The organism is Methylosinus sp. LW3, assembly GCF_000527115.1.
Lineage (GTDB): Bacteria > Pseudomonadota > Alphaproteobacteria > Rhizobiales > Beijerinckiaceae > Methylosinus.
In genome coordinates this window covers 2960871-2987348 of the sequence record NZ_AZUO01000001.1, presented here as the reverse complement: position 1 = coordinate 2987348, position 26478 = coordinate 2960871, and the positions used below count along the sequence as shown (strand labels likewise).

Annotated in this window: 26 protein-coding genes; 13 read left to right on the top strand and 13 right to left on the bottom strand. The window is 65.3% G+C overall.

The window, feature by feature from the left end:
- The first annotated feature begins 184 nt into the window (after positions 1–184).
- The 3 genes from clpB to METLW3_RS0114890 all read left to right on the top strand — a co-directional run bounded on the left by clpB (position 185) and on the right by METLW3_RS0114890 (position 4130).
- Positions 185–2800, top strand: a complete 2616-nt coding sequence (gene clpB / locus METLW3_RS0114900; RefSeq protein WP_024880685.1) for an ATP-dependent chaperone ClpB — start codon at positions 185–187, stop codon at positions 2798–2800.
- A 215-nt stretch (positions 2801–3015) separates the two neighbouring features.
- Positions 3016–3627, top strand: a complete 612-nt coding sequence (locus METLW3_RS0114895; RefSeq protein ID WP_024880684.1) for a glutathione S-transferase N-terminal domain-containing protein — start codon at positions 3016–3018, stop codon at positions 3625–3627.
- Positions 3628–3767: 140 nt separating this feature from the next.
- Positions 3768–4130: a hypothetical protein gene (locus METLW3_RS0114890; RefSeq protein WP_024880683.1), complete on the top strand. Its 363-nt coding sequence runs from the start codon at positions 3768–3770 to the stop codon at positions 4128–4130.
- Between the two features lie 358 nt (positions 4131–4488).
- Here METLW3_RS0114890 and METLW3_RS0114885 read toward each other — a convergent pair whose 3' ends face one another.
- Together METLW3_RS0114885 and METLW3_RS0114880 are read right to left on the bottom strand one after the other, a co-directional pair.
- Positions 4489–5859 (bottom strand): PleD family two-component system response regulator, encoded by a 1371-nt coding sequence (locus METLW3_RS0114885; protein WP_024880682.1) that lies wholly within the window; start codon positions 5857–5859, stop codon positions 4489–4491.
- A 13-nt stretch (positions 5860–5872) separates the two neighbouring features.
- A complete protein-coding gene (locus METLW3_RS0114880) occupies positions 5873–6244 on the bottom strand; it encodes a response regulator (RefSeq protein WP_024880681.1) in 372 nt (123 codons plus the stop codon).
- 147 nt (positions 6245–6391) lie between these two features.
- Between METLW3_RS0114880 and METLW3_RS29290 the strand changes: the two genes are divergently transcribed.
- The gene (locus METLW3_RS29290; protein WP_024880680.1) at positions 6392–6730 is read left to right on the top strand and encodes a DUF3572 domain-containing protein; all 339 of its coding nucleotides are present in this window, start codon (positions 6392–6394) and stop codon (positions 6728–6730) included.
- 52 nt (positions 6731–6782) lie between these two features.
- Here the strand turns inward: METLW3_RS29290 and METLW3_RS0114870 are convergent, their stop codons facing one another.
- A complete protein-coding gene (locus tag METLW3_RS0114870; RefSeq protein WP_024880679.1) occupies positions 6783–7196 on the bottom strand; it encodes a heme-binding protein in 414 nt (137 codons plus the stop codon).
- 151 nt (positions 7197–7347) lie between these two features.
- On the opposite strand from METLW3_RS0114870, the gene METLW3_RS0114865 reads away from it, so the two are divergent.
- From METLW3_RS0114865 to glcF, 3 genes are all read left to right on the top strand, one after another.
- Positions 7348–8841, top strand: coding sequence for an FAD-linked oxidase C-terminal domain-containing protein (locus tag METLW3_RS0114865; RefSeq protein WP_024880678.1), 1494 nt, complete (start codon positions 7348–7350; stop codon positions 8839–8841).
- Positions 8842–9079: 238 nt separating this feature from the next.
- Positions 9080–10255, top strand: a complete 1176-nt coding sequence (gene glcE, locus METLW3_RS0114860) for a glycolate oxidase subunit GlcE (RefSeq protein ID WP_024880677.1) — start codon at positions 9080–9082, stop codon at positions 10253–10255.
- Positions 10256–10262: 7 nt separating this feature from the next.
- Positions 10263–11555, top strand: a complete 1293-nt coding sequence (gene glcF, locus METLW3_RS0114855) for a glycolate oxidase subunit GlcF (RefSeq protein WP_024880676.1) — start codon at positions 10263–10265, stop codon at positions 11553–11555.
- A gap of 81 nt (positions 11556–11636) precedes the next feature.
- On the opposite strand, the gene trpS is transcribed toward glcF, so the two are convergent.
- Together trpS and glpE are read right to left on the bottom strand one after the other, a co-directional pair.
- The gene (gene trpS / locus METLW3_RS0114850) at positions 11637–12671 is read right to left on the bottom strand and encodes a tryptophan--tRNA ligase (RefSeq protein ID WP_024880675.1); all 1035 of its coding nucleotides are present in this window, start codon (positions 12669–12671) and stop codon (positions 11637–11639) included.
- An 84-nt stretch (positions 12672–12755) separates the two neighbouring features.
- A complete protein-coding gene (gene glpE, locus METLW3_RS0114845) occupies positions 12756–13067 on the bottom strand; it encodes a thiosulfate sulfurtransferase GlpE (RefSeq protein ID WP_024880674.1) in 312 nt (103 codons plus the stop codon).
- A gap of 463 nt (positions 13068–13530) precedes the next feature.
- Here glpE and rplS point away from each other — a divergent pair, with 463 nt between their 5' ends.
- Positions 13531–13935, top strand: coding sequence for a 50S ribosomal protein L19 (gene rplS / locus METLW3_RS0114840; RefSeq protein WP_024880673.1), 405 nt, complete (start codon positions 13531–13533; stop codon positions 13933–13935).
- A 93-nt stretch (positions 13936–14028) separates the two neighbouring features.
- Positions 14029–14475, top strand: coding sequence for a hypothetical protein (locus tag METLW3_RS0114835; protein ID WP_024880672.1), 447 nt, complete (start codon positions 14029–14031; stop codon positions 14473–14475).
- Positions 14476–14494: 19 nt separating this feature from the next.
- On the opposite strand, the gene METLW3_RS0114830 is transcribed toward METLW3_RS0114835, so the two are convergent.
- Together METLW3_RS0114830 and METLW3_RS0114825 are read right to left on the bottom strand one after the other, a co-directional pair.
- Positions 14495–14911, bottom strand: coding sequence for a VOC family protein (locus METLW3_RS0114830; RefSeq protein WP_024880671.1), 417 nt, complete (start codon positions 14909–14911; stop codon positions 14495–14497).
- Position 14912: 1 nt separating this feature from the next.
- Positions 14913–15914, bottom strand: a complete 1002-nt coding sequence (locus METLW3_RS0114825; protein ID WP_024880670.1) for a small ribosomal subunit Rsm22 family protein — start codon at positions 15912–15914, stop codon at positions 14913–14915.
- Between the two features lie 137 nt (positions 15915–16051).
- Here METLW3_RS0114825 and leuC point away from each other — a divergent pair, with 137 nt between their 5' ends.
- Together leuC and METLW3_RS0114815 are read left to right on the top strand one after the other, a co-directional pair.
- Positions 16052–17461 (top strand): 3-isopropylmalate dehydratase large subunit, encoded by a 1410-nt coding sequence (gene leuC, locus METLW3_RS0114820; protein WP_024880669.1) that lies wholly within the window; start codon positions 16052–16054, stop codon positions 17459–17461.
- A 7-nt stretch (positions 17462–17468) separates the two neighbouring features.
- Positions 17469–17894: a metallopeptidase family protein gene (locus tag METLW3_RS0114815; RefSeq protein WP_024880668.1), complete on the top strand. Its 426-nt coding sequence runs from the start codon at positions 17469–17471 to the stop codon at positions 17892–17894.
- A 4-nt stretch (positions 17895–17898) separates the two neighbouring features.
- Here METLW3_RS0114815 and METLW3_RS0114810 read toward each other — a convergent pair whose 3' ends face one another.
- The 6 genes from METLW3_RS0114810 to METLW3_RS0114785 all read right to left on the bottom strand — a co-directional run bounded on the left by METLW3_RS0114810 (position 17899) and on the right by METLW3_RS0114785 (position 24876).
- Positions 17899–18912 carry a histidine kinase dimerization/phosphoacceptor domain -containing protein gene (locus METLW3_RS0114810; RefSeq protein WP_024880667.1) on the bottom strand — a complete coding sequence of 338 codons (1014 nt, stop codon included), beginning with the start codon at positions 18910–18912 and terminating at the stop codon, positions 17899–17901.
- Positions 18913–18942: 30 nt separating this feature from the next.
- Positions 18943–20541, bottom strand: a complete 1599-nt coding sequence (locus METLW3_RS0114805) for an ATP-binding protein (RefSeq protein ID WP_024880666.1) — start codon at positions 20539–20541, stop codon at positions 18943–18945.
- A gap of 114 nt (positions 20542–20655) precedes the next feature.
- Positions 20656–21300 (bottom strand): sterol desaturase family protein, encoded by a 645-nt coding sequence (locus METLW3_RS0114800; protein ID WP_024880665.1) that lies wholly within the window; start codon positions 21298–21300, stop codon positions 20656–20658.
- A gap of 8 nt (positions 21301–21308) precedes the next feature.
- Complete coding sequence (locus METLW3_RS0114795) at positions 21309–22304, bottom strand: fatty acid desaturase (protein ID WP_024880664.1); 996 nt, start codon at positions 22302–22304, stop codon at positions 21309–21311.
- Positions 22301–23494: a hypothetical protein gene (locus tag METLW3_RS0114790; protein ID WP_024880663.1), complete on the bottom strand. Its 1194-nt coding sequence runs from the start codon at positions 23492–23494 to the stop codon at positions 22301–22303. The genes METLW3_RS0114795 and METLW3_RS0114790 overlap by 4 nt, the downstream gene beginning before the upstream one ends.
- Positions 23495–23634: 140 nt before the next feature.
- Entirely contained in the window at positions 23635–24876 is a 1242-nt protein-coding gene (locus tag METLW3_RS0114785) for an aminotransferase class I/II-fold pyridoxal phosphate-dependent enzyme (protein ID WP_024880662.1), read from the bottom strand.
- A gap of 224 nt (positions 24877–25100) precedes the next feature.
- Here METLW3_RS0114785 and ccmA point away from each other — a divergent pair, with 224 nt between their 5' ends.
- Together ccmA and ccmB are read left to right on the top strand one after the other, a co-directional pair.
- Complete coding sequence (gene ccmA, locus METLW3_RS0114780; RefSeq protein ID WP_198022800.1) at positions 25101–25772, top strand: heme ABC exporter ATP-binding protein CcmA; 672 nt, start codon at positions 25101–25103, stop codon at positions 25770–25772.
- On the top strand, positions 25769–26440 hold the full coding sequence (gene ccmB / locus METLW3_RS0114775; RefSeq protein ID WP_024880660.1) for a heme exporter protein CcmB: 672 nt from the start codon (positions 25769–25771) through the stop codon (positions 26438–26440). The genes ccmA and ccmB overlap by 4 nt, the downstream gene beginning before the upstream one ends.
- Positions 26441–26478 lie beyond the last annotated feature (38 nt).

The window sequence follows — 26478 nt, the reverse complement described above, 5'->3', positions numbered from 1 at the left end:
CAAAAACGCCGCTTCGCCCTCGCTGTTCGAGCGGGAATCCTCGCGCTCCAGTCGTCGCACCCTCTTTTCGAGCGCGAGGGTCTTTCCCATATCGGCCGTGAAGGTCGCCGCAAGGGGCCGTTTTCACGCCATATAGGGACGAGGCGCGCCGCTTTGCGTGGCGTCTCGAGACCGGAGGGTTTCCATGAATTTCGACAAATACACGACGCGCGCGCAGGGCTTCGTGCAGGCCGCGCTGTCGCTCGCCACGCGTGAGGGCAATCCGCAGCTCACGCCCGAGCATGTTTTGAAAGTGCTGCTCGACGATGAGCAGGGCCTGTCCGCCGGACTCATCGATCGCGCGGGCGGTCGCTCGCGAGAGGCGCTCGCCAAGACGGAAGCCGCGCTCGCCAAGCTGCCGAAAGTCTCCGGCGGCGGCGCCGGACAGCCCTCGCTCAATCAGGCCACCGCGCGGCTCTTCGACAATGCGGAGAAGCTCGCGCAAAAGGCCAGCGATTCCTACGTCACCGTCGAGCGATTGCTGCTCGCCATCGCGCTCGAGAAGGGAACCGACGCAGCGCGCATTTTGAGCGAGGCCGGCGTGACGCCGCAGACGCTCAATTCGGCGATCGAAGATTTGCGCAAGGGCCGCACCGCCGATTCCGCCTCGGCCGAGAGCGCTTATGATTCGCTGAAGAAATATGCGCGCGATCTCACCGAGGCCGCGCGGGAAGGCAAGCTCGATCCGGTGATCGGCCGTGACGAAGAAATTCGCCGCACGATTCAGGTGCTGTCGCGCCGCACCAAGAATAATCCCGTGCTGATCGGCGAGCCCGGCGTCGGCAAGACGGCGATCATCGAGGGGCTGGCGCTGCGCATCGTCAATGGCGACGTGCCCGAATCGCTGCAGGACAAGAAGCTGCTCGCGCTCGACATGGGCTCGCTGATCGCCGGCGCGAAATATCGCGGCGAGTTCGAGGAGCGCTTGAAAGCCGTGCTGAACGAGATCACCGCCGCGCAGGGCGGGATCATATTGTTCATCGACGAGATGCACACGCTGGTCGGCGCCGGCAAGGCGGATGGCGCGATGGACGCCTCCAATCTGCTGAAGCCCGCATTGGCGCGCGGCGAGCTGCATTGCGTCGGCGCGACCACGCTCGACGAATATCGCAAGCATGTGGAGAAAGACGCGGCGCTGGCGCGGCGCTTCCAGCCGGTGTTCGTCGACGAGCCGACCGTGGAGGACACCATCTCCATTCTGCGCGGGCTGAAAGAAAAATACGAGATGCACCATGGCGTGCGTATCACCGACGCTGCGATCGTGGCGGCGGCGACGCTCTCCAATCGTTACATCTCCGATCGTTTTCTGCCGGACAAGGCGATCGATCTCGTCGATGAGGCGGGCTCGCGCCTGCGCATGCAGATCGACTCCAAGCCCGAGGAATTGGACGAGCTCGACCGGCGCATCATTCAGCTGCGCATAGAGCAGGAGGCTCTGCGCAAGGAGACCGATCCGGCCTCGAAAGATCGTCTCACCAAATTGGAGACCGAGCTCGCCGAGCTGACAGAGAAATCATCGGCGCTCACGCAGCGCTGGAAGTCCGAGAAGGACAAGCTCGGCGTCGCCCAGAAATTGAAGGAGCAGCTCGAGAACGCCCGCAACGAGCTGGCGCAGGCGCAGCGCCGCGGCGAGTTTCAGCGCGCCGGCGAGCTCGCCTATGGCCTGATCCCCGATCTCGAGCGCAAGCTCGCCTCGAGCGAGAAGGAAGGCGCGCAGAAAATGCTCGAGGAGGAGGTGACGCCCGAGCATGTCGCGCAGGTCGTCTCGCGCTGGACTGGAATTCCGGTCGATAAGATGCTCGAGGGCGAGCGCGAGAAGCTGCTGCATATGGAAGACGAGCTGGCGCGCCGCGTCGTCGGGCAGAGGGAGGCGGTCGCCGCCGTCTCCACCGCCGTGCGCCGCGCCCGCGCCGGACTGCAGGACCCCAACCGTCCGATCGGCTCCTTCATCTTCTTGGGGCCGACCGGCGTCGGCAAGACGGAGCTGACCAAGGCGCTCGCCAATTTTCTCTTCGACGACGAGACCGCTTTGGTGCGTCTCGACATGTCGGAATATATGGAGAAGCATTCGGTCGCGCGCCTCATCGGCGCGCCTCCCGGCTATGTCGGCTATGAGGAGGGCGGGGCGCTCACCGAGGCGGTGCGGCGTCGGCCCTATCAGGTCGTGCTGTTCGACGAGATCGAGAAGGCGCATCCGGATGTGTTCAACGTCCTGCTGCAGGTGCTGGACGATGGCCGTCTCACCGACGGCCAAGGCCGCACCGTCGATTTCAAGAACACGCTCATCATCATGACGTCGAATCTCGGCTCCGAATTCCTGGTGATGCAGCAGGAGGGCGAGGATTCCTCCGCCGTGCATGCCGAGGTGATGCAGGTGGTGCGCGCGCATTTTAGGCCAGAGTTCTTGAACCGCGTCGATGAGATCGTCCTGTTCCACCGCCTGCGGCGCGAGGATATAGGCGCGATCGTCGATATTCAGATCCTGCGGCTGCAAAAGCTGCTGGACGATCGCAAGATCACGCTGAAGCTCGACGAGAAGGCGCGGGCGCTGCTCGCCGCCAAGGGCTACGACCCCGCCTATGGCGCGCGTCCGCTGAAGCGCGTGATCCAGAAGGAGCTGCAGGACCCGCTCGCCGAGGCGCTGCTCGGCGGCGAGATCGTCGACGGCTCCACCGTGTGGGTCTCCACCGACAGCCAGGGGCTGACGCTGGATGGACGGCCGATCGGACGGCGGAGCTTCGGGGCCGAAAAGGCGGCGTGAGATGGGGGCGCGGCATGCGCCCTCATCCGACCTCGCTTCGCGAGGCTGCCTTCTCCCGCAAGCGGGAGAAGGACGCGCCGCGTCTTTAAATTCCTGTCGTCTTTCAAAAAGGGGCGGTCTCCTTCTCCCACTCGTGGGAGAAGGTGTCGCGCGAAGGCGCGACGGATGAGGGTCCTTCGGCGCGCAACTTGCTTCTCGCGAGCCGGAGGCGCGCAATGAAATTCTATATGACGCCGGGGTCCTGCTCGACCGGAATTCACATTCTGCTCGAGGAGATCGGCCTCGTCTTCGAGGCTTATATCCTCAATCTGCCGCGGGGCGATCATCTCAAGCCCGAATATCTCGCCATTAATCCGCATGGCACGATTCCGACGCTGGTGCGCGACGACGGCACGGCGCTCTGCGATTTTGTCTCGATCGCGACATGGCTCGCCGAGACCTATCCGCGCCGCAAGCTGCTGCCCGAGGATCTCGCCGGCAAGGAGCGGGCGATGGAAGTGCTGAATTTCGCGACGCGCTACATTCACGGCGAGGGCTTCCGCCGCGTGTTCACGCCGGAGCGCTACGCCGTCGCCGGCGATATTGAGGCGGTGAAGGCGCAGGGTCGTGAGATCGTCGCCGAGGCGCTCGCGAAAGTGAGCGGCGAGCTCGACGGCAAGAGCTATGCGGCGGGCGCCTTCTCTATCGCCGACGCCGGCCTGTTCTATGTGGAGTTCTGGGCCGACAAGATCGGCATGGAGCTGCCGGTCAATTGCCGCGCGCATTACGAGCTGATGAAGACGCGTCCCACTGTGCGGCAGGTGCTGGCCGAGGAAGGCTATCGCTGAGATTTTGCTTTTCCACGCGACAACTTGCCGCAGGAGAGCCTCGGCGGGCGCCTTGACCCTTCGCCGCCGCTCCCCTAGCGTTGAGGCTCGCAGCTCGGAGAAGGCGGCCCGTGCAAGTCGAGACTCGCAAGATCTTCAGAATGGAGAGAGCCGTCGTCGGCATGCTGGCGGCTGCTGTCCTTCTGCTGCAGATCGTGGCGGTCGGCTTCGCCACCGGGGCCATGGCCCAGGACGGCGCTTTCGGCGTCGTCTGCGTCACCGCTCAGCCGGGTTCTCCCTCCTCCGACACCGCGCCTGTCGAGAAGCATGTCGGCCCTTGCTGCATGCTCCATTGCAGCTCGGCGGCCGAGGTCGATGGCTCCGATGCGGTGGTCATCGTCCTCGCTTTCGACTTCCCCGCGGCCTCTCCCCCGATCTTCGACGATCGGACGGCCGTGGCCGCCGCTGCGCCGCCGGAATTGCGGCCCCTCTCGCCACGCGCTCCACCCGCCGCCCTCGCCTGATCCCATTGTGACATCGGGGGGCGCATTTCGCCGTCCCCGAGCCGGGAACAGGCCGCGTCTGACGATCGAAGCGCTTCTCGCCGCCGATCGCGACGCCTGAAAGCGGGTTTAGAGAGCGATCGGCTCTTACCCGTCCTTCAATCGATGAATTTCCGCCTGTGTCTCGCTGAGCGATCGCGCGTCTCGAACGCGTGGGCTCGCTGGCTCATCAGGCGATCCCATCGGCGCAGCGCCTCTAGAATGGCGCGCGCCTCTCCTCTTCACTCGGAAGCTCTCCTCCGAGTGGGGCTCCCAACTTTCAACCCCGCCCGATGACGATGGTCTCGGGCGGGTCTTTTTTTGGCGGGGGAGCGGGAAGTCAGGCCGCGGCGGCGGTGACGCGATTGCGGCCGCCGCTCTTCGACTCATAGAGCGCCTTGTCGGCGCGCCGCAGCAGCGCCTCGGCGTTGGCGTCCTTGCCGCGCTCGGCGATGCCGATCGAGGTGGTGACGGGAATGGCGCCGCCGTTGCGATCGATGCAGAAGGGCTCGGACTGTATGGCGGCGCGCACGCGCTCCGCCACTTTGGCGGCGACGACCAGCGGCGTGTCCGGCATCACGATGACGAATTCCTCGCCGCCGAGCCGGCAGATGAGATCGGCGCTGCGCACCACGCGACGCATGCGCTGCGCGAAATGCTTCAGCACCTCGTCGCCGGCGTCATGGCCATGGGTGTCGTTGACCGCTTTGAAATGGTCGATGTCGAGCATCATCAGCGTCAGCGCGCGGCCTTTGTGCGCGGACTGATCGAGCAGAGCGGCGAGATGCGTCTCGAGATAGCGCCTGTTGTTGAGGCCGGTCAGCGAATCGACGGCGGCGAGCTCAATGGCGGCCTGCAGATCGGAACGCAGGCTATCGGCGTAGCGCTTGCGGCGCAGCTGGCTGCGCACGCGGGCGACCAGCTCGTTGCGATCGACCGGCCGCACGATGTAGTCGTTCACGCCGAGATCGAGGCCGCGCAATATGCGGCTGCGATCGTCCATATCGGCCATGACGAGAATGGGCAGCGCGCGCGTGCGCTCGAGCGAGCGAATCTGGCTACAGAAGCGCAGCGCGTCGAATCCCTTGAGGTCGAGGCTGACGGCGATGAGGTCGAAATTCCCTTCCGCGGCGCGGAACAGCGCGTCCTGCGGATCGGAGACGATCGTCACCTCATGCTGATCGCGCAGCGCCATGGTGATTCGCTCGGCCGAGCCGCCGCGATCCTCGAGCACGAGAATGCGGCCGTTCTTGCCGGCGTCGGCCATTGCGCGCGCGCCCTTGTCGCCGAGGCCGAGGCTGGCGGAAGTGTCTGCGCGGGCGCGCAATTCGTCGAGCATCACCTTGAGGCGGGCGAGCGACCGAACGCGCGCGATGAGGGCGATCTCGTCGACGGGCTTGGTGAGGAAATCGTCGGCGCCGGCCTCGAGGCCGCGCAGCCGGTCGGCCGGCTGATCGAGCGCCGTGACCATCACGACCGGAATATGCGCGGTGATGGGGTCGGCCTTCAGGCGCCTGCACACCTCGAAGCCATCCATGCCCGGCATCATCACATCCAGCAGCACGATGTCGCAACGTTCCTCGCGGCAGAGCGCGATCGCCTCCGGCCCGTTGGTCGTCGAGAGGACGTCGAAATATTCGGCCGTCAGACGCGCCTCGAGCAATTTGATATTGGGCAGAAGATCGTCGACGATCAGAATGCGTGCGGTCATGACGCTCGGCCTCTCACCTGTCCGCCAAAAATGCGTTCACGGTTTCCAGAAAGCGGGCCACGGAGATCGGCTTCGAGAGATAGGCCTCGCAGCCGCCCTGGCGAATTTTCTCCTCGTCCCCCTTCATCGCGAAGGCGGTGATCGCGATGATGGGGATGGAGCGCAGCTGCTCGTCGTCCTTGAGCCAGCGCGTGACCTCGAGACCCGAGATCTCCGGCAGCTGAATGTCCATCAATATGAGGTCCGGCGAGTGGCTGCGCGCCAGCGCGATCGCCTCGACGCCGCTCTTGGTCTGCAGCGTCGAATGCCCATTGGCCTCGAGGAGATCGTTGAAGAGCTTCATGTTGAGCTCGTTATCCTCTACGATGAGGACGGTTTTGGGCATTGGCTCCGCTCTCGCGATTCTGCTCTCGTTTCGGCGCGGCTCGCGCCCATTGGCGTCTCGTTCCCGAAGGCGGCGGCGGAAGGTTCCGTCTCGTCTCGAAATCGAAAGCCGGTGCATTCGAAGACGATCTCGCCTTCGGGTTAGCAGATGAAGATTGATGAAATGAAAATCGAAAAGACTAGACACCGTCTCGGTGGCGAAAAGCGGGCGGCTGCGCCATCGAAATCGGATGCGCGATCTATAGCCTTGCGATCATTGGTCTTTCTGGCTGCGGATGATGATCGCATGGGTCGTTTTCTGGCGCTCACCGGCGTCGATCCTGGCGATATTCGCGCGCTGATGGGCGAGGAAGGCTTTCAGATCGCTCTGCTCGCGCATATTTGCGGCGACGAGCCGCTGCTCATCGATTTCGCCAGCGGAGAAAATATTTCGCCCGAGAGCGTCGTCGCGGCGCTGGCGGCGCTATCCGGTCCCATAATGGATTGAGGCGCGAAAGCGGCGCAACAAAGTCGAAGCGCCGAATCGCCGCCGTTTTTCGTCATGATTGCCCATCATCCAGGCTATCCGCCCCCGCTTTCGCGATGATTCCGTCCTGGAAGGATTGCACGCCGGAGACGCCGATCGCTCCCACAATATCGCCGCGATAGACGAGCGGCAGTCCGCCTTCCACGGCCGTGATCCCGGGCAGGCTGAGCATGGCGACGCGTCCGCCGGCGACGATGTCCTCGAGCGCCTTGCTCGGACGATTGAACAAAGCCGCTGTGCGCGCTTTCTGCGTTGCGATCTCGGCGGAGGCCGTCTGCGTGCCGTCCAGACGCTGCAAGAGCACGAGATGCCCGCCCTCGTCGACGATGGCGACGACGACGCTCCAGTCATTCCTCACCGCTTCGGCCTCCGCCGCGGCGGCGACGCGCCGAGCGTCGGCGAGAGTGAGCGCAAATCTGGTTTTCATCGTTACGGGTCCTCACCTTCGCGGCCGCGGCGAGCGGCGGGCTTGCGCGCCGGCGCCCGCTCGAATAGGGAGGTTACGAGCACGAAACGGCCGGCGCGCGCAAGCCGGCTGCAGCGCCGAGCCACAGTTTCGGCATTGTCAGTGAGACCGCATGTCCCTCCTCATGCCGCTACCCGAGCAGGCGATAATGGCGCGCCGCGAGGAGCTTCTCGCGCGCCTGCGCGCCATTCTGCCCGCCGCCAATGTCATTGCGGACGAGACCGCGCGCCGCGCCTATGAATGCGACGCGCTGGTCATGTATCGCGCTTTGCCGCTGGTCGTGGCGCTGCCGGAGACGGTGGCGCAGGTGAGCGCGATCATGGCGCTGGCGCAGGAGATGAATGTGAAAGTGGTGCCGCGCGGCGCCGGCACCTCGCTCTCCGGCGGCGCGCTGCCGCTCGAGGACGGCATTCTGCTCGGAATGGCCAAGTTCAACCGCATATTGGAGGTGGATTTCGAGAATCGCTGCGCGCGCGTGCAGCCCGGCGTGCAAAATCTCGCCATCTCGAAAGCGGTCGAATTTGCGGGCTTCTATTATGCGCCCGATCCCTCCTCACAGATCGCCTGCACCATAGGCGGCAATGTCGGCGAGAACGCCGGCGGCGTGCATTGCCTCAAATATGGCCTCACCACCAACAACATACTCGGCCTCGAGATGGTGCTGATGGGCGGCGAGGTGCTGCGCCTCGGCGGCAAGCATCTGGACAGCGAGCTCTATGATCTCATGGGGCTGATGACGGGCTCCGAAGGTCTGCTCGGCGTGGTGACGGAAGTGACGGTGCGGCTGCTGCAAAAGCCCGTATCCGCCCGCGGCCTGCTGCTCGCTTTTCCGACTGTGGAGGCCGGCGCGCGCTGCGTCGGCGCCATTATCGCGCATGGCATTATTCCGGGCGGGCTCGAGATGATGGACGCCGCCACCATTGGCGCTGTCGAAAATTTCCAGCCCTGCGGCTATCCGCTCGACGCCGGCGCCATCGTCATCGTGGAGCTGGACGGCACGCCGGCCGAGGTCGATCATCTCGTCGCCGTCGTCGAGAGCATCGCCCGCGAAGAAGGCGCGACAGAGACGCGCGCCTCGCAGAGCGAGGCCGAGCGGCTGCGCTTCTGGGCGGGGCGCAAGAACGCTTTTCCGGCGGTGAGCTGCATCGGGCCGGATTATCTCTGCATGGACGGAACCATACCGCGCGGCCGCCTTCCGGAGGTGCTCACGCGCATGGACGGACTGGCGAAGTTTCACGGCCTTCGCGTCGCCAATGTGTTCCACGCCGGCGACGGCAATCTGCATCCGCTCATTCTCTATGACGCCTCCAAGGAGGGCGATATAGAACGCGCCGAAAAGCTCGGCGCCGATATTCTGCGCCTGTGCGTCGAGGTCGGCGGCGTGCTGACCGGCGAGCATGGCGTCGGCGTCGAGAAGCGCGATCTGATGGGCGAAATGTTCGACGAGACCGATCTGGAGCAACAGCAGCGCGTCAAATGCGCCTTCGATCCACAGCACAGGCTCAATCCGGGAAAAGTGTTTCCGACTCTGCATCGCTGCGCCGAGCTCGGCATGATGCATGTGCAGAGCGGCAAGCTGCCGTTTCCAGAGCTGCCGAGGTTTTGAGCGCGATGAATGCCGATTTCCCACAATCTCCGTGTGCACTCCTTCTCCCACTCGTGGGAGAAGGTGGCCCGGCGCAGCCGGGTCGGATGAGGGTCCGCGCAAAATTCGCGCGCTCGAAAGGGAAGACGATATTTTTTCACAAACGGTCGAGGACCCTCATCCGACCCCGCTTTGCGGGGCCACCTTCTCCCGCAGGCGGGAGAAGGAGTCGCGCGTCCTGTGATGGGAACAGCGTCATATGCCGCTGACTCCGAGAGACGAAGCCGATGTCGCCGAAGCCATCCGCGCCGCGCTCGCGCAAGATGCGCCTTTGTCGATCGAAGGGCATGGCTCCAAAGCCGCGCTCGGCCGCGCGACGCAGCGCGAGCGCGTGCTCTCGCTCGCCGCGCTCACGGGCGTCACGCTCTATGAGCCGCAGGAGCTGGTGCTGACGGCCCGCGCCGGCACGCCCTTGCGCGAGATCGTCGCTTTGCTCGATGCGCAAAATCAGCAATTGGCCTTCGAGCCGATGGATCATGCGGCGCTGCTCGGCGGCGCGCGCGATCACGCCACCATCGGCGGCGTGATCGCGACCAACGCCTCCGGCCCGCGACGGATAAAGGCGGGCGCGGCGCGCGATCATCTGCTCGGCTTTCGCAGCGTCACCGGCCGTGGCGAGATCGTCAAATCCGGCGGCCGCGTGATGAAGAATGTCACCGGCTATGATCTCTCCAAGCTCGTCGCCGGCTCCTATGGCACGCTCGCCGCGCTCACCGAGCTGACGCTGAAGGTTCTGCCCAAGGCGGAGACGGAAGAGACCTTGCTGCTCTCCGGCCTCGGCGAGGAGAAGGGCCTCGCGGCGCTGCGCAAGGCGTCGGGCTCGCCTTATGAAGTGTCGAGCCTCGCCTATGATCCGCAGGCCGACGCCGCTGCGCTGCGGCTCGAGGGGCCACAGATTTCCGTCACGACGCGCCGCGACGATCTCATGCGCTTTCTTGGTGATTTCGGCGGCGCGACGAGCGTTCTCGCGGCAGACGAAAGCCGCGCATTCTGGACGCGCATTCGGGACGCCGAGCCGATCGCGGGGGAGGGCGTCATATGGCGCATCTCGCTCGCGCCGACCAATGGTTTCGCTTTCGTCGAGCGGCTGCGCAGCGCCGGCGCGCCGCTGATCGCGCATTTCTATGATTGGGCCGGCGGCCTCGTCTGGCTGCGCCTCGAGACGGCGGCCGACGCGCATGCGACGGCCATACGCGCCATTGTCGATGCGCTCGGCGGCCATGCGACGCTCATTCGCGCCGATGCGGCGACGCGCGCGCGCGTCGATGTGTTCCATCCGCAGCCTTCTGCGTTGGCGTCGCTCACACGGCGCGTGAAGGAGGCTTTCGATCCGCGCTTCATTCTGGAGCGCGGCCGCTTGCGCGCGGAGTTCTGAAGCGACGATGCTGACGCAATTCTCTCCTGAGCTTCTCGCCGATTCCGACATGTCGCAGTCGGAGAAGATTCTGCGCGCCTGCGTGCATTGCGGCTTCTGCACGGCGACATGCCCGACCTATCTGCTGACAGGCGATGAGCTCGATTCGCCGCGCGGGCGCATCTATCTCATGAAGGAGATGCTGGAGAACGGCCGCGCCGCAGACGAGCGCACCGTGCGCCATGTCGACCGCTGCCTCTCCTGCCTCTCCTGCATGACGACATGCCCGTCGAGCGTGCATTATATGCATCTCGTCGATCATGCGCGCGCGCATATAGAGAAGACCTATCGGCGTCCGCTCCTCGATTGCATGTTGCGCGCGACGCTCGCTTTTGTGCTGACGCGGCCGGCGCTGTTCCGCCAGTCGATGCGCGCCGCGGCGTTGGCGCGTCCTTTCGCCGGCCTGCTGCCGCGACGCATGCGAGACATGATCGCAATGGCGCCGGCGCATTTGCCTGCGCCTTCGCCGATCGATCGCCCGCAAATCGTCGCCGCGCAGGGCGCGCGCAAAATGCGCGTCGCTCTGCTGAGCGGCTGCGCGCAGACCGTGCTCGACACGAAAATTCATGAAGCGACCGCGCGTCTGCTGACGCGTCTCGGCGCGGAAATAGTGGTGGCGGAGGGCGCTGGCTGTTGCGGCGCGCTGCCGCATCATCTCGGGAAGAGCGCGGACTCACATGCGCTCGCGCGCCGCAATATCGAGGCCTGGACGCGCGAGATCGAGCGCGGCGGGCTCGATCATATTGTGATCGACACATCCGGCTGCGGAACGACGGTCAAAGATTATGGCCATATGTTCCGCGACGATCCTGCGCTCGCGGAAAAAGCCGCGCGCATCGCCGCTATGGCGCGCGACGTGACAGAGGTGATCGCCGCGCTCGATTTCGCGCCGTCGGTCGATGTCGGACGGCTGCGCGTCGCCTATCATTCGGCCTGCTCGTTGCAGCACGGGCAGAAGATCGCCGATCTGCCGATGGAGCTGCTGCGTCGAGCGGGCTTCGACGTCGTTCCCGTGCCCGAGAGCCATATCTGCTGCGGCTCGGCCGGGACTTACAATCTCTTGCAGGGCGAGCTGGCGAGCGCGCTGCGAGAGCGCAAAGTGGCCAATATCCAATTGGTCGCGCCTCGAGCGATTGCCGCGGGCAATCTCGGCTGCATGATTCAGATCGGGCAGGGGACGGAAATCCCGATCGTGCACACTGTGCAATTGCTCGATTGGGCGAGCGGCGGGCCGTCGCCGTTTCCGTCATCGCGAGCGTAGCGAAGCGATCCAGGGGCCGCCTCGCTGCTCTGGATCGCTTCGTTGCTGCGCTCCTTGCAATGACGGCCGGGTTTTCGCGCCTCAGCGCAGAAAACCGACGATATCCTTCACCGCATCCATATTGGCGCGCGCCAGTTCCCGCGCCCGCGCGGAGCCGTCGCGCAGCACATCGTCGATATAGGCTGCGTCCGCCATCAGCTTGCGCATCTCGGCGGTGATCGGCGAGAGCTTCGTCACGGCGAGGTCGACGAGAGCGACTTTGAAGGTCGAGAAATTGGAGCCGCCGAATTCGCCGAGGACATCGGCTTTCGTGCGCTGCGACAGCGCCGCGAAAATGCCGACGAGATTATCCGCCTCGGGGCGTCCCTCGAGGCCCTTTTCTTCCGAAGGAAGCGCGTCGGGATCGGTCTTGGCCTTGCGCACTTTTTGCGCGATCTGGTCGGCGTCGTCGGAGAGATTTATGCGCGAATAATCGGAAGCGTCGGATTTCGACATTTTCTTCGTGCCGTCGCGCAGGCTCATCACGCGCGTCGCCGGGCCGGAGATCAGCGGCTCCGGCAGCGGGAAGAAAGCGTCGTTGAAGCCGTTGCGGGCGATCGATTCGGCGAAGTCGTTGTTGAACTTCTGCGCAATGTCGCGGGAAAGCTCCAAATGCTGCTTCTGATCCTCGCCGACCGGCACATGGGTGGCGCGATAGAGCAGAATGTCGGCGGCCATCAGCACCGGATAGTCGAGCAGGCCCATGGAGGCGTTCTCGCGATCCTTGCCGGCCTTGTCCTTGAACTGCGTCATGCGGTTCAGCCAGCCGATGCGGGCGACGCAATTCAAGACCCAGGCGAGCTCGGCGTGCTCGGCCACCTGGCTCTGATTGAAGACGATGTTCTTCTTCGGATCGATTCCGCAGGCGATGAAGGCCGCGGCGATCTCGCGCGTGTTGTTGCGCAGCGCGATCGGGTCCTGCGGCACGGTGATGGCGTGCAAGTCCACGACGCAATAAAGGCAGTCGAAGCTTTGCTGCAGCTCGACGAATTTGACGATCGCGCCGAGATAATTGCCGAGATGCAGATTGCCGGTGGACTGCACGCCGGAGAAGACGCGCTGCGGAAAGCTGGTCATGAGGAGCGCCGAGTGGTTGAGGCCGGCGGTCCTTATGACAATGCGGGCGCCCGAGCGCAAGAACCCGAGCGCAACTATCCCGCCTCAAGCCCGCTCGGCCGCCGCCCAGGCTTCATAGCCGCCGTCCAGGCTGTAGACCTCGGCAAAGCCCATATCGGCGAAGATGCGGGCGTAGGACTGGCTGGAATTGCCGTGATAGCAGCAGACGATGACCGGCTTGTCCTTCGGCGTCTCGAAGAGATAATAGGTCATGTCGTCCTGGGAGGCGTTCTCCGCGCCCTCTATGTGGCCGCGCGCGAAGGATTGCGGGTCGCGCACGTCGAGGACGAGCGTCTCGCCGCGGCTCATCACGTCGCGCGCGGCGGCGACGTCGATCCTGCGAAAGTCTTGCGCCATTGTTCGGTCTCGCGCTTTCAAAGGCGCCCTCGGCGCCGCTCCGGCCGCGCCATGCGAAGACGGGGCCAACCGACCGAACGAGAAGAGCTGAGAGAAGAGGGCGGTTTTACCTCCCTCCCGAGCGCCGTAGGCGATCGGGAGGGAGGGTGAACGCGGTCCAGGGCGCTCGGGTGAAGATTTCCTCATCCTGAGGAGCCGCGAAGCGGCGTCTCGAAGGACGAGGAAACCTTCATGCGCGGCCATCTGGAGCTCCCCCTCGCGCTTCGAGACGCGCCCTTCGGGCGCTCCTCAGCATGAGGGGGAGGTTTGCTGGCCTTCACTCGATCGCCCTAGAACGCGTCCCCCGTCTCTCGACAATCGGCGCCGCCTCGTGTATGGCGACGCGTCCAAATCAAAACAGCGTCCCGAAACGCTCGCCAGAGCCGCCGCGGCGGCAACAGGCGAAACGGCAGGAGTTTTTTTCATGCCCTCCATCATCGAGCAACTCGACGCCGAGCAATCGGCCCGCCTTCTCGAAGGCAAGTCGATCCCGGAATTCCGCCCCGGCGACACCGTCATCGTCAATGTGAAGGTGAAGGAAGGCGAGCGCTCCCGCATTCAGGCCTATGAGGGCGTGGTGATCTCCCGCCAGGGCGGCGGCATCAACGAGGCCTTCACCGTCCGCAAGATTTCCTATGGCGAGGGCGTAGAGCGCGTGTTCCCCCTCCATTCGCCGCTCATCGACTCGATCAAGCTGGTCCGCCGCGGCAAGGTCCGCCGCGCCAAGCTCTATTATCTGCGCGACCGTCGCGGCAAATCCGCCCGCATCGCCGAGCGCATCGACAATAAGGCGAAGGCCAAGGACAAGCCGGCCCCCGCGGCCGAGTAAGGCTCCCGGAGCCTGTCCCAATATCGCGAGCGTGGCGGAGCGATCCGGCGGTAGGCCGCAGGATCGCTTTGTTGTCTCTATGTGAGAGAATCGATGAGCAAAATCCTGTTTTGGGATTTCGAGGGCGTCGTCGCGCGCCGCGATCCGGATTGGCGGCTCGTGGAGGGCGCGGGGGAGACGCTCGAGGCGCTGGCCGCCAAGGGCTGGACCCATATCGCATTTGCGGCAGGGACGCAGGACCTCGCCGCTGTGGCGGAAGGGCTGGGCCTCGCCGGTCGCTTCGCCGGGCTCCATGACGCCGGCGAGGGCGCGGAGCCGTTGACGCGGGCGATCGAGGCCGCGCGGCCTTTCGATCAGGCTTTCGTCATCGCCGCCAGCGTGTCCGGCGCCGTGCTGCCGGCGCGGGCGGCGGTGGTGCCGTCCATTCTGGTCGGCGACGCCTCGCCGCTCGCGCAATTCTGCTGCGAATCGCCGTCGGAGATCGAGCTGGCGCTCGAAACCTGGACCTCGATGCGGCGGTCTTTCTTCGTCGAGCCTTGACTCTGGCTTTCGCCGAGGATCAGCCGCCCGAGGAATCGAGCGGCGCGTTCAATATCCATCTGTGGCCGAATGGATCGCGCAGCGCGGCGTAGCGCGTGCCCCAAAAAGTATTAGTCGGCTGCGTCTCGACCTTTGCGCCGAGCTGGGTCGCGCGGGTGACGATCTCGTCCACCTCATGCGCTTTGTCATATTCCAGGCTCACCGAGGCGGTGACCTGCTCGCCGGGCAGCGGCATGCGGGCGTGGCCCAATTCCGGAAAGACGTCGGCGAGCATGACCGAGCCGCCATTGATGGTCAGCTCGCAATGGGCGATGCGCATTCCGTCGACGGAAGGCATCAGCGCCCGTTGCTGCGCGCCGAAGGCGGCGGTGTAGAAAGCGATCGCGCCGGCGGCCGGCGAGACGGTGAGATAGGGCGCGACCCTCGGGCGCTGCATGTCATTCCCTCGCCGGTGTTTCCCCTTGGACGACTTCGTCGCCCCAGTCTTTCTTTTTTATAGGCGCGAAAACCGCTTTATCGCGCTTCGCCACCGTAACTTCTTCGATTCCCGCCATGGTGCAAAGCTTTATCCTTAATCCATGCTTTAGGACCTCCGGCCGCGCCAGCATCCGAGCCGGGGCCGGAGCGATCGCCGCTTCCTCTCTCGTCGCTGCCAGATAGGCGAATTTCTCGTCCTCGAAGGGCGCGTCGGCGCCTTTGAGCAGCTTATGGTCACGCGAGCGGGCGAGCCGCACCGAGAAATGACACCAGTCCGGCGGCTCCAGCGGGCAGGGCGCCGAATGCGGGCAGGGCAGGGAGACGCGCGCGCCCGACGCGATGAGCCGCGCCCGCATCCGCATCAGCCGCGCATAATCGCGCGGCGTGCCGGGCTCGACGAGAATCAGCGTCCCCGCGCAAAGGCGCCAGGCGGCGTCCATGGCGCGATCGAGACGGTCCTCGGCGATTTCCGTCGATGCATAGCTGGCGACGACGAGATCGAATGGCGCGCCGAGATCGGGCGGCGCGGAAAGATCGCCGGCGACGATTCGCGCCTTCTCTAGCGCTTCGCCGGCGAGCCGGCGGGCGAGCGCGAGAAATGGCTCGCTGCGGTCGAGCAGCACATTCTCGTCGATTTGCGGCCAGAGCGCGCGCGCGGCGAGGCTCGCGGTCCCGAGCCCTGCGCCGAGGTCCAGCATGCGCCGCGGCGAAAAATCCGGCGCCCGTTCGGCGAGCCGGCCGAGAACATGGATGGTCGCCGCATAGGTCGCCGGGAGCCGATAAAGGGCGTAGGCGAGAGCGTCGTCCTCGCAGAGGATCGCCTGCGCCGTCGTTCCGCCGGAGCGATAGAGGGCGGAAATGCGCGCCGCCCGCTCCGCCAGAGCCCGGCGCGAGCGCTCGTCCAACAGGCGCTCCAGCGCCGCCGTCAGCGCTTGTGGCGGCGCCGTCGATATTCGCGTCACGTCGAAGGGACCTCCCGCTGGGGCGTCGGCGAGATTACATGCTTCCAAGCCGCCCATGTTGCGAGTAGAACAGCCTACCCGGTTCGGTCGAGGCCGAATTACGGTTCTTTTTACGGCTCGGAGCAGGAACGAGACAAATGGCAGGACGCCCGCGCACGCTCTACGACAAGATCTGGGACGATCATGTGGTTCACGAGCAGGAGGACGGCGCGTCCCTCATCTACATCGATCGCCATTTGATTCATGAGGTGACGAGCCCGCAGGCCTTCGAGGGGCTGCGCACCTCCGGCCGGAAGGTCCGCGCGCCGGGCAAGACGCTGGCCGTCGTCGACCATAATGTGCCGACGACCGACCGCTCTCTGCCGATCACCGATCCTGAGAGCAAGGCGCAGGTCGAGCAGCTCGCCATCAACGCCGCGGAATTCGGCGTCGAATATTATAATGAGCATGATTCGCGTCAGGGCGTCGTGCATATCGTCGGCCCGGAGCAGGGCTTCACCCTGCCCGGCACGACGATCGTCTGCGGCGACAGCCACACCTCCACGCATGGCGCCTTCGGCGCGCTCGCCCATGGCATCGGCACGTCGGAGGTCGAGCATGTTCTGGCGACGCAGACGCTGATCCAGAAAAAGGCCGCCAACATGCTGGTGCGCGTCGACGGCAAGCTGGCCGAGGGCGCGACCGCCAAGGATATTATTCTGGCCATCATCGGCGAGATCGGCACCGCCGGCGGCACCGGCCATGTGATCGAATATGCGGGCGAGGCGATCCGCGATCTTTCGGTCGAGGGCCGCATGACCGTCTGCAACATGTCGATCGAAGGCGGCGCCCGCGCCGGCCTCGTCGCGCCGGACGAGAAGACATACGAATATCTCCGCGGCCGGCCCAAGGCCCCGCAGGGCGAGATCTTCGACGCCGCCGTCCGCTATTGGGAGACGCTGCGCTCCGACGAGGGCGCGCATTACGACCGCGTGATCGTGCTCGACGCCGCCGCTCTGCCGCCGACCCTCACCTGGGGCACCTCGCCCGAGGATGTGATGCCGATCTCCGGCTTGGTGCCGACGCCGGACAGCGTCGCCAATCCGGCCAAGCGTCAGGCCATCGCCCGCGCGCTCGAGTATATGGGGCTCAAGGGCGGCGAGAAGGCCAGCGACATCGCCATCGATCGCGTCTTCATCGGCTCCTGCACCAATGGCCGCATCGAGGATCTTCGCGCCGCCGCGGCGGTCATCGCCGGCAAGCAGATCAACGCCAAGGTCAACGCCATCGTTGTGCCGGGCTCCGGCCTCGTGAAGGCGCAGGCCGAGGCGGAGGGGCTGGACAAGGTGTTCACTGCGGCCGGCTTCGAATGGCGCGAGCCGGGCTGCTCGATGTGCCTCGCGATGAATCCGGATCGTCTCGAGCCGGGCGAGCGCTGCGCCTCGACCTCGAACCGCAATTTCGAGGGCCGCCAGGGCTTCAAGGGCCGCACCCATCTCGTGTCGCCCGCCATGGCGGCGGCGGCGGCCATCGCCGGCCATTTCGTGGACGTTCGCAGCTGGAGGTAAGTCTCGCATGGCCTCGCCTCTCGACGATAGCGCTCTCGCCCAGCTCCGCGCCCCTTCGCTCGAGGACCTCGAGGTGCTGGCCGATGCGGCTTTCGCCTCGCTGCCGTCGCGCTTCACGCGGCTCTGCGAAGGTCTCGTGATTCATGTCGAGGATTTCCCGGACGAGGAAATCCTCGAGGAGATGGAATGCGAGACCGAATTCGATCTCCTGGGGCTTTTCCGTGGCCAGGGCCTCGCCCAGCGCGAAGCCGCGGCGCAAACCGGCGAGCCGCCCAATATGATCTGGCTCTACCGCCGTCCGATCATCGATTATTGGGCGGATGGCGAGGACACGCTGCAAGAGATCATCACCCATGTCCTCGTGCATGAGATCGGCCATCACTTCGGCCTCTCCGACGAGGATATGGAGGAGATAGAGCAAAAGGCGGGGTGAAAGCTCACTCCGGCGGCGCCGGGAAGCGGAGCTCGCAGCGCAGGCCGCTGTCGGCGCCGGGCTCTATGATGGCGGCGCCGCCGAGCTGCTGACCGAGCGAGCGCACCAGCTTGTGACCCGAGCCGAGGCCCATCGCTTCCATCGAGGCGGGGCCGACGCCATCGTCTTCCACGGTGAGGGCGAGATCGTCGCCCTCGCGCGTCAGCCGCACCTTCACCGTACCCGCGCGCTCATCGGGAAAGGCGTATTTCAGCGCATTGACGACGAGCTCGTTGACGATCAGCGCGACCGCGCGCGCCTCGTCCACCTCGAGCGCGCAATCGGCGACCTCGGTCCGCAGCGCGATCGGCCGCTCGCCGATGAGCGCCAGCCGAAGATTGGCGCAGAGATCGTCGATGAGCGGCCGCATCCAAACATCGCGCCCCCCGTCATGCTGGAGCAGCGCATAGACGCGGCTCACCACGGCGACGCGGCTCGACGCCGCGAGCAATGAGGCGCGCGCATTGTCGTCCTCGAGCGCGCGCGCCTCGGTCTGCAGCATTGAGCAGACGAATTGCAGATCGTTCTTCGTGCGATGCGCCATTTCCTGGAGATAGAGCTTCTTCAATCGCTCGGTCTTGGTCGCCAGCGTCTGGGCGGCGGCGGCCTCGTTGTCGCTGCGATCGATCACGCCCGAGAGCTCCTGCATCACGAAGACGATGGCGAGAGCGACGGCGATGAACAGAACCAGAGCGAGGGCTTCCGCCGGGTCAGAAACGGCGAAGCCTTCGCCCGGAAACAAAAAATAAGCGGCGAGCGCCGCGCCGAAGGCCATCGACCAGCCGCCCGCCTCGCCGCCGAAGAGCAGCGCCGAGAACATCACGGCGGGAATGAAAAGGAGCAGCTGTCCCGGCGGCAATCTCTCATGCAGCAATGTCTGCAGCGCGAACGCGCCCAGGGAGAGGCCGGACGCTCCGAGAAAGCGCGCCCAAATGGGCAGAGCCCGCGAGCGCGCGGCCAGCGCAAAAAGCTCATGCATGGATGCTCGTCTCATTCGTGAGCGCGGCCGTCAGCTCGGCAGCCGCATCGTCAATTCGAATGTAGCGCCCTGTAGCGGCTGCGACCGTGCGGCCAGCGTCCAGCCATGGCGATCGGCGATCGTTTTGCAAATGGCGAGGCCGATTCCGGTGCCCGGATATTCCGCCTTGCTATGCAGGCGCTTGAACGGCTCGAAAATGGCGCTCGCATATTTCGCCTCGAAGCCGACGCCGTCATCGGAGACGGAGAGGCGCAGCAGAGAGTCCTCGACATTCGCGTGGATGGCGATGCGGGGCGTCTCGCCCGGCCGGCGAAATTTTATCGCATTGCTGACGAGATTATGCATGAGACGTGCGAATTGCGGCGGGTCCGCCTCGAACTCCACGCAGGGCGCGTCGAGGCTGACATCGGCGCCCGATTCCTCGATCAGCTCGGAGAGATCGGTCAGCGCCGATTGGATCTCGACGCGCAGATCGCGCCGCTGCACTTTGAGCGGCGCCTCGACGACGCGCGAATAGACGAGCAGATCCTCGACCAGCTCCCGCGCGCGCAGCGCCGAGCCGCGCATCACCTCGCTCGCATAGGAAATGTCCTTCTGATCGGAGGAGGAGACGGCGGCGTCGAGCATTTGCGAGAAGGCGACGATCTTGCGCAGCGGCTCCTGCAGATCATGCGAGGCGACATAGGCGAAGCGGGCGAGCCGTTCATTGACGCGCTCGAGCTCGACGATGCGCTGCTCTAGCGCGCGCTCGGCCGCGAGCCGGGCCGCCTCCTCGCGCCGGCGCTCGGTCACATCCTGCGCATAGCCGTGCCAGATGGTGGAGCCGTCGGCCTGGCGCACAGGCTGCGCTTGCGTTTCCAGCCAGATCGTCCCCTTGGAGGGGTGGTCGTAGCGGAACTGCTCGCGCAGAAGCGTCATCTGCGCCGCCGAGCGCGCGAAGCTCGCGCGCATGCGCTCATTGTCGGCGCCGTCTATGCGGCGGAGCATTGGCGCGGCGTTGTCGCAAATCTCCTCCGGCGCGACGCCGAAGACATTGCGCACATTCTCCGCGAGATAAGGGCAGGAGCTGAAGCCGCCGGTGTCGAGCCGGAAGGAGAAGACGACGCCGGGCGCCGCCAGCGCGACATTGCCGAACTGCTCGACGAGCCGCGCATTCTGCGCCGCGAGCCGCTCCATCGCATGGCGCGTCTCCAGATTGTCGACATGCGTCAGCGTGCGCTGGAAGGCTTCGCCGACAACGACGATGAGGCTGTTGGTCGTGAGGAATGTCGCGAAGGCGAGCGCATCCTCGAGGCCCTCGATCCGCGCGAGCCAGAGCTGGGCGACGGCGGCGCTGATGACCAGCGTCAGCGCGCCGGAGACCGCGCCGCCGGTGAAGGAAGCGACGAGGACGGGAAGATAGAAGGTGACATAGGTGTGGCCGCCGCTCTCGCCGGCGATCAGCAGCCGCCAGACGACTCCCGCGGCCGCGGCGAGCACGCCGATGGCGATGCGCCAGGGCAGCGGGGAGCGATACCAGCGTACGAGCTGCGGCGCGAGCGTGGCGAAGATCGTGCGGATACGGCCATGCTCGGCGCGAGGCAGATCGGAACTCGCCGCAGGCGAAGGCGGACCTTTGAGGCTCGACATGGTTCGGCTCGCTCGAGACGCGGCGGGCGCCGGGCCTTCGCGCCCTATGCGCGCGCTCTCCGGCTCATTTATGACCGAAAGCGGCGCATGGAAGGTCCTGCGACGATAAGTGCGTCACACCGCGCGGTTTCCGGGCGTCTGGCCCTGCTCGTAATTGGTGCCGAAGACGTAATCCCACCAGATCGCATGGACGCCGAAGCCGCGCTCCGGATCACGGAAATGGTGCAGCATATGCAGCCGGCGCACCAGATGGCCGAGCTTGGATTTGGGCTGGCCGTGATGCGTCCAATAATGCACGCAGTCATAGAGCACATAGCCGGCGATGAAGCCCGCCAGCATGGGCCAGGCGAAATCGCCGCCGAAGACGAGGCGGATGAGCGAGAGCGCGATCAGCATGATCGGCGTCGACAGCAGCGGCGGCATGACGAGCCGCAGCGGATCGCTCGGATAGATGTGATGCACGCCGTGGATGAGGAATTGGAAGCGCGGCCCGAGCCCGAAGGGCAGCGGAAACACCGTGTGGAACAGGAAGCGATGGCCGAAATATTCGGTCAGCGTCCAGGCCACATAGCCGGCGACGAAGGCGAGGAGGATATAGCCCGCGCTCGCATAATTGCTCGCATAGGCGATGAGCCAGAGAATGATCGGCCCATAGACGAGCGGCGGGGTCAGATGATGGACGCGCGAATATTTGTCGAGAAGGTCGCTCTCGAAGAGGCGCGGCGATGCGTCGAGCGTCTCGTGTTCAGTGGCAGTCATGGGAAACTCTACTCCGCCGGGACGGGAACGAGCTGCGCGGCGCTGGCGGTCTCCACATTGGCGGAGCGCGTCTGCAGCGAATAGCGCGGGTCGAAGACAAAGGTGACGAGCAGGGCGAACCACGAATAATGGGCGCCGAGCGGCTTGTAGAACTCGGGCGCCATTTCGGTGAGCTCCGGCAGACGTCGCCACGGAATCTCGTGAAAGTCGTGATGCTCGTTGTGATAGCCGATATTGAGCGCGACCTTGTTGAGCGGGCCGTAATAGTCGAACGTGCCCTGATTGGGGCCGAAGGCGAAATGCTCCTGCACCCAGCGCGCGCTCAGAGGATGCAGCCCGCCGACCGAGAACCAGAAGGACAGCACGAGATAGAGCAGCGCATTGGGGCCGAAGGCCCAGAGCACGAAGACGTCGAAGAGCAGGATGACGGCCGTGTTGATATAGGTCCACAGGCCCATGATCGGCACAGTGCCCTTCAGCCGCGAGAGGCGCGCCAGCTGGATCGCCGGGAAGAAGAACAGCCACAGCGCCTTGCGCCATGTGCTGTTGCCCACCCACTCCACCTCCCAATGGCTAGGAATGTCGGCGTCGTAATCATAGGCCGACAGATGCGAGTGATGCTTGATGTGATAGCAGCGAAAGCCCATCGCCGTCGGAAAGGCGTTGGGGAGATCGGCGAGCAGAGCGGTGAGCTTGTTGTAGAGCGTGTTCTCGAACACGCAATTGTGGATCGCGTCGTGAATGGCGACGAAAGCCGCATGATTGGCGAAGGCGCCGACGCAAATGGCCAGCAGCAGGGCGAGCGGCCAATAGGAGGGGCCGAGCCAGCCGAGAATGGCGGCGATCGTCAGCTGGCCGGCGAATATGCCGGCGGTGATCTTGAAGGTGAGATCGTCCTTGCCGAACAGCGTCCTCACTTCCGGATGCGCCTCGAGAATGAGGCGGCGACGCTCGACATGCGAGCGATCGGCGGAGGACGTCGAAGAAATCGAGATGACATTCATGGCGTCGCCTCTTCTCTCACAGCCTCGGTTGCAGCGGGCGGCGCGCCCGCCACGCGCTTTTCATAGACGCGGTGAATCTTGTCGATCTTGCCGCCGAACATTTCGATCGGCTTGCGCATGCCCATATTGTCCTCGAGCACCCAGCCGGCCTCGAGGGCGACGATGCTGGCGTCGACGCAGCTGCGCCGCCGCATGTCCTCGATCAGCGACAGCAGGATCGCGCCGCCCGTCGCGCTGTTCTGCAGCGTCTTGCGCGTGCCGAGCAGCAGCAGGCGCGCGGTCGAGAATTTGTGCTTGCGGATGCGCGAGATCAGCTTGAACAGATTGAAGGGCAGGAGCTTGCCGTCGAAATCGGCGGTGATCTCGTGCAGATTGGGCAGCGCCACCGCGAAGGAGACCGGCTCGCCGTCGAATTCGAGCACAATGCCGAATTCCGGCGGCATCACATATTTCATGAGGTCCGCGAAGCCGTCGAGCTCGTCCTTGCCGAGCGGCACGAAGCCCCAATTGCCGCGCCAGGCGTCGTTGAAGAGATCGGACATCAGCGCGGTTTCGCCCTGCTTCAGATGATCGCGATCGAGCTGGCGAATCTTCAAGCGGTTGCGCCATTCGGGGCGATCCGCGATGCGGCGTTCCTTGCTGAGATCCTGCTCCGCGGAGAGATGCCGGTAGGAGATCAGATCCTTCGCCTTGTCATAGCCCAGCGCCTCGATGAGCCGCGACAGATAGGGCGGATGCCAGGGCATCAGAAACATCGGCGTCGCTTCGAAGCCGTCGATCAGCATGCCGCTTTCGCCATTGATGTCCGGTGCGAAGGGGCCGACGATGGTCTCCGCGCCGCGCGCGCGCAGCCATTCCTCTGCGGCCTGCGTCAATGCGCGCACCACCTCTATGTCGTCGATGGCGTCGAGCGAGCCGAATTGCCAGCGCGAGGTGGAGACGGGCTGAATCTCGGGCTTATAGACCTGCGCGCCGATGCGGCCGACCCATTTGCCGTCCTTGCGCGCCAGAAATTCCTGCGCCTCCACATGCTTGAAATGCGGATTGAGCTTGTGGCTGTAGAGATTCCAGCGCTCGACGTCGAGCGAAGGCGCGAAGCCTTTCTGGCCCTTATAGATGAGACGCGGCAGCTTGCAGAAGGTCAGGAATCGCGAAAGATTATCGACAGGAACAATCTCGATGCCGGCCATGGCGAACACCTATCGAGCTAGAGAAGCGAGCGAAAGCTGGCATATCGACGCGGGAGAGCGGAGCGAGTGGGGGCAGGCGGCAGGCAGTCGCGAGCGGCGGCCTGCGTTTTCTCTATTCCCCGCTCACTCCCTCATTTCCCTCACAGGCTCGCGCCCGCCATCGCCTTTTTCACCAATTCATGCGCCTCTGCGGCCACCGGCGGCAGATCGCGCAGCGCGTCGAGCACGGCGCGAATCTCATCCTCGGAATGATTGGCGGAGAGGAAGAAACGCAGACGCGGCTGGTCCTTGGGCACGCCGATCTGCACGATCGGCGGCACATAGAAGCCGAGGCCGAGCAGATGCTGCGAAGCCCACATGGTCTCGACGCTGTCCTGGAACAGAATCGGCACCACGCCGCGGCCGATCGCCGGCCCGGTGCTCAGCCCATTGGCGTGGGCGTAGTCGCGGAACAGCTCCGCATTGCGCGCGAGCTTGCCCACGCGCCAGCTCTCCTCCTGCATCAGCCGCAGGGCGGTGCGTGCGGCGGCGAGGATAACAGGCGACAGGCCGACGCTATAGACGAAGCCCGGCAGAGTATAGCGGAACCAGTCGATGACCGGCTTCTTCGCGCAGACGAAGCCGCCGCAGGAGGCGAGCGTCTTGGACATGGTGCCGACGACGAGATCGAGCCGGCCGGGATCGACGCCCTGCAGCTCGGCGAGGCCGCGGCCCGTCTCGCCCAGCACGCCGAGCGAATGCGCCTCATCGACCATCAGCCAGGCGTCATGGCGCTCTTTCAGCTCCACGAGGCGCGGCAGATCGGCGGTGTCGCCGTCCATGCTGTATATGCCCTCGACGACAATGAGCACATGGCGGAAGTCTTCGCGCTTCTTGGCGAGAAGATGGTCCAGATGCTCGAAGTCGTTGTGGCGGAATTTGATCACCTCCGCCGAAGAGGCTTCGCAGCCGGCGACGATGCTGTTGTGGGCGAGCTCGTCGATGAACAGAGCGTCGCGCTTGCCGAGCAGCCAGGAGATGGTCGTCACATTGGCGAGATAGCCGGAGACCAGCGTCAGCGCCGCCTCCATGCCGAGAAATTCGGCGATCTCCGCCTCGAAGGGCTTGTGCGTCGAGCGCTCGCCGCCGACGAGGCGCGAGGCCAGCGCGCCGACGCCGAGCCGATGCAGCTCGTGATCGGCCTCCTCCAGAATCTTGGGGTGATTGGCGAGGCCGAGATAGTCGTAATTGGCGAAGCTGACGAAATGCGTCCCCTTCGCCTCGAAATCGGCGCGAAGCCGATCGATCTGCGCGAAGAAGGGATCGTGATATTGGAGGAGCGCATTGCCGGCGAAACGAAATCGTCTCGATGCGTAATCCGAAAGGCTGTTATGCTTCGCCACTTAGTGCGTCATCCCTCGAGTCTGCGGCCGCGCGCGCGTCTCGCGGCGCCGCATTGGAAGAGGACGCCCGATTCCTCGGAACGTCCGCGGTCGGCCCGCAGGCTTAGCACCCTTCGGCGCCATAGCGCCAGCGAAAGCATCGTGGCGCGGGGGAAGTCCTCCTCCGCCGGCGCGCCAGAGGCGGGGATTTCCCCTGCGGCGGAGTTGCTCTATTGGCTCTGCCGATGACCGACATTCCGCATCCTCCGTCCCGTCCCCATGCCGAGCGCGCCTCCGCCCTGCGCCTGCGGGTGGAGGATCTCGCCGTCGCCCGTGGCGGGCGACGCGTGCTCGCGGGCCTCGGCTTCTCGCTCGCGAGCGGCGAGGCGCTGATCGTCACCGGCCGCAATGGCGCCGGCAAATCGACGCTTTTGCGCGCGCTCGCCGGGCTCTTGCCGCGCCTTTCCGGCCGCATCGCGATCGAGGGCGCCGCGGAGGCGGAAGAGCCGGCGATGCTGCTGCATTATCTCGCCCATGCCGATGGGCTGAAGGCGCCGCTCACCTCCCGCGAGAATCTGGAGTTCTGGGCGCAATTTCTGGGGGAGGAGCCGGATCGGCGCAGCCTCCCACCGGCGGAGGCGCTGGAGCGGGTCGGGCTCGCGCATCTTTCGGAGACGCCGGTCGCCATGCTCTCCGCCGGGCAGAAGCGCCGCATCGCGCTCGCCCGTCTGCTGGTGGTTTTCCGGCCGCTATGGCTGCTCGACGAGCCGACCAGCGCGCTCGACGCCGCCTCGCGGGTGCGGCTCGCGCGGCTGATGACGGAGCACCGGGCGCTCGGCGGAATGATCATCGCCGCCACTCACGAGCCGCTCGGCTTCGAGGATGCGCGCGAGCTGGCGCTGGGAGCGAATTCGTGAATTCTCCGCTTCTCGCTCTCTTCCTGCGCGATTTGCGCGTCGCCCGCCGCATCGGCGGCTCGGCGACCATGGGCGTCGTGTTTTTTCTGGTGATGGTGTCGATCGCGCCCTTCGCCATCGGCCCGGACCCCAATCTCCTCGCCCGCATCGGCCCGGCGATCTTGTGGATCGCGGCGCTGCTGGCGAGCCTTCTCTGCCTCGATCGGCTGTTTCAGGCCGATCTCGAGGACGGCTCTCTCGATCTCTTTCACCTCGGCCGCGCGCCGCTCGAGCTGGCGGTTCTGGTGAAATGCGCCGCCCATTGGGTGACGACCGGCCTGCCGTTGACGCTCGCCGCGCCCTTTCTCGGCCTGATGCTCCAGCAGGAGGAGACGGCGCTCGCCGCCGTGACGCTGACGCTTCTGGCCGGCACGCCGGCGCTGACGCTGATCGGCGCCATTGGCGCGGCGGCGACGGTGACGCTGCGCCGCGGCGGCCTGCTGATGGCGCTGCTGGTGCTGCCGCTGACGATTCCGGTGCTGATTTTCGGCGTCTCGGCGGCGGAGGCGGCGACAGGCGGCACCGTGTCCTTCGCCGCGCCTTTCGCCATTTTATGCGCGATCAGCCTCGGCGCGCTGGCGCTGTGCCCTTTCGCCGCGGCGGCGGCGCTGCGGAGCGCGGGGGAGTAGAGGCGGGAACGGCGATAGCTGTTTCTGCTGGGCGACTT

Bases quoted from the DNA above. Each gene is read 5' to 3' on its own strand.
- clpB (WP_024880685.1), top strand. From the start codon at position 185: ATGAATTTCGACAAATACACGACGCGCGCGCAGGGCTTCGTGCAGGCC.
- METLW3_RS0114895 (WP_024880684.1), top strand. From the start codon at position 3,016: ATGAAATTCTATATGACGCCGGGGTCCTGCTCGACCGGAATTCACATT.
- METLW3_RS0114890 (WP_024880683.1), top strand. From the start codon at position 3,768: ATGGAGAGAGCCGTCGTCGGCATGCTGGCGGCTGCTGTCCTTCTGCTG.
- METLW3_RS0114885 (WP_024880682.1), bottom strand. From the start codon at position 5,859: ATGACCGCACGCATTCTGATCGTCGACGATCTTCTGCCCAATATCAAA.
- METLW3_RS0114880 (WP_024880681.1), bottom strand. From the start codon at position 6,244: ATGCCCAAAACCGTCCTCATCGTAGAGGATAACGAGCTCAACATGAAG.
- METLW3_RS29290 (WP_024880680.1), top strand. From the start codon at position 6,392: ATGAAGATTGATGAAATGAAAATCGAAAAGACTAGACACCGTCTCGGT.
- METLW3_RS0114870 (WP_024880679.1), bottom strand. From the start codon at position 7,196: ATGAAAACCAGATTTGCGCTCACTCTCGCCGACGCTCGGCGCGTCGCC.
- METLW3_RS0114865 (WP_024880678.1), top strand. From the start codon at position 7,348: ATGTCCCTCCTCATGCCGCTACCCGAGCAGGCGATAATGGCGCGCCGC.
- glcE (WP_024880677.1), top strand. From the start codon at position 9,080: ATGCCGCTGACTCCGAGAGACGAAGCCGATGTCGCCGAAGCCATCCGC.
- glcF (WP_024880676.1), top strand. From the start codon at position 10,263: ATGCTGACGCAATTCTCTCCTGAGCTTCTCGCCGATTCCGACATGTCG.
- trpS (WP_024880675.1), bottom strand. From the start codon at position 12,671: ATGACCAGCTTTCCGCAGCGCGTCTTCTCCGGCGTGCAGTCCACCGGC.
- glpE (WP_024880674.1), bottom strand. From the start codon at position 13,067: ATGGCGCAAGACTTTCGCAGGATCGACGTCGCCGCCGCGCGCGACGTG.
- rplS (WP_024880673.1), top strand. From the start codon at position 13,531: ATGCCCTCCATCATCGAGCAACTCGACGCCGAGCAATCGGCCCGCCTT.
- METLW3_RS0114835 (WP_024880672.1), top strand. From the start codon at position 14,029: ATGAGCAAAATCCTGTTTTGGGATTTCGAGGGCGTCGTCGCGCGCCGC.
- METLW3_RS0114830 (WP_024880671.1), bottom strand. From the start codon at position 14,911: ATGCAGCGCCCGAGGGTCGCGCCCTATCTCACCGTCTCGCCGGCCGCC.
- leuC (WP_024880669.1), top strand. From the start codon at position 16,052: ATGGCAGGACGCCCGCGCACGCTCTACGACAAGATCTGGGACGATCAT.
- METLW3_RS0114815 (WP_024880668.1), top strand. From the start codon at position 17,469: ATGGCCTCGCCTCTCGACGATAGCGCTCTCGCCCAGCTCCGCGCCCCT.
- METLW3_RS0114810 (WP_024880667.1), bottom strand. From the start codon at position 18,912: ATGCATGAGCTTTTTGCGCTGGCCGCGCGCTCGCGGGCTCTGCCCATT.
- METLW3_RS0114805 (WP_024880666.1), bottom strand. From the start codon at position 20,541: ATGTCGAGCCTCAAAGGTCCGCCTTCGCCTGCGGCGAGTTCCGATCTG.
- METLW3_RS0114800 (WP_024880665.1), bottom strand. From the start codon at position 21,300: ATGACTGCCACTGAACACGAGACGCTCGACGCATCGCCGCGCCTCTTC.
- METLW3_RS0114795 (WP_024880664.1), bottom strand. From the start codon at position 22,304: ATGAATGTCATCTCGATTTCTTCGACGTCCTCCGCCGATCGCTCGCAT.
- METLW3_RS0114790 (WP_024880663.1), bottom strand. From the start codon at position 23,494: ATGGCCGGCATCGAGATTGTTCCTGTCGATAATCTTTCGCGATTCCTG.
- ccmA (WP_198022800.1), top strand. From the start codon at position 25,101: ATGACCGACATTCCGCATCCTCCGTCCCGTCCCCATGCCGAGCGCGCC.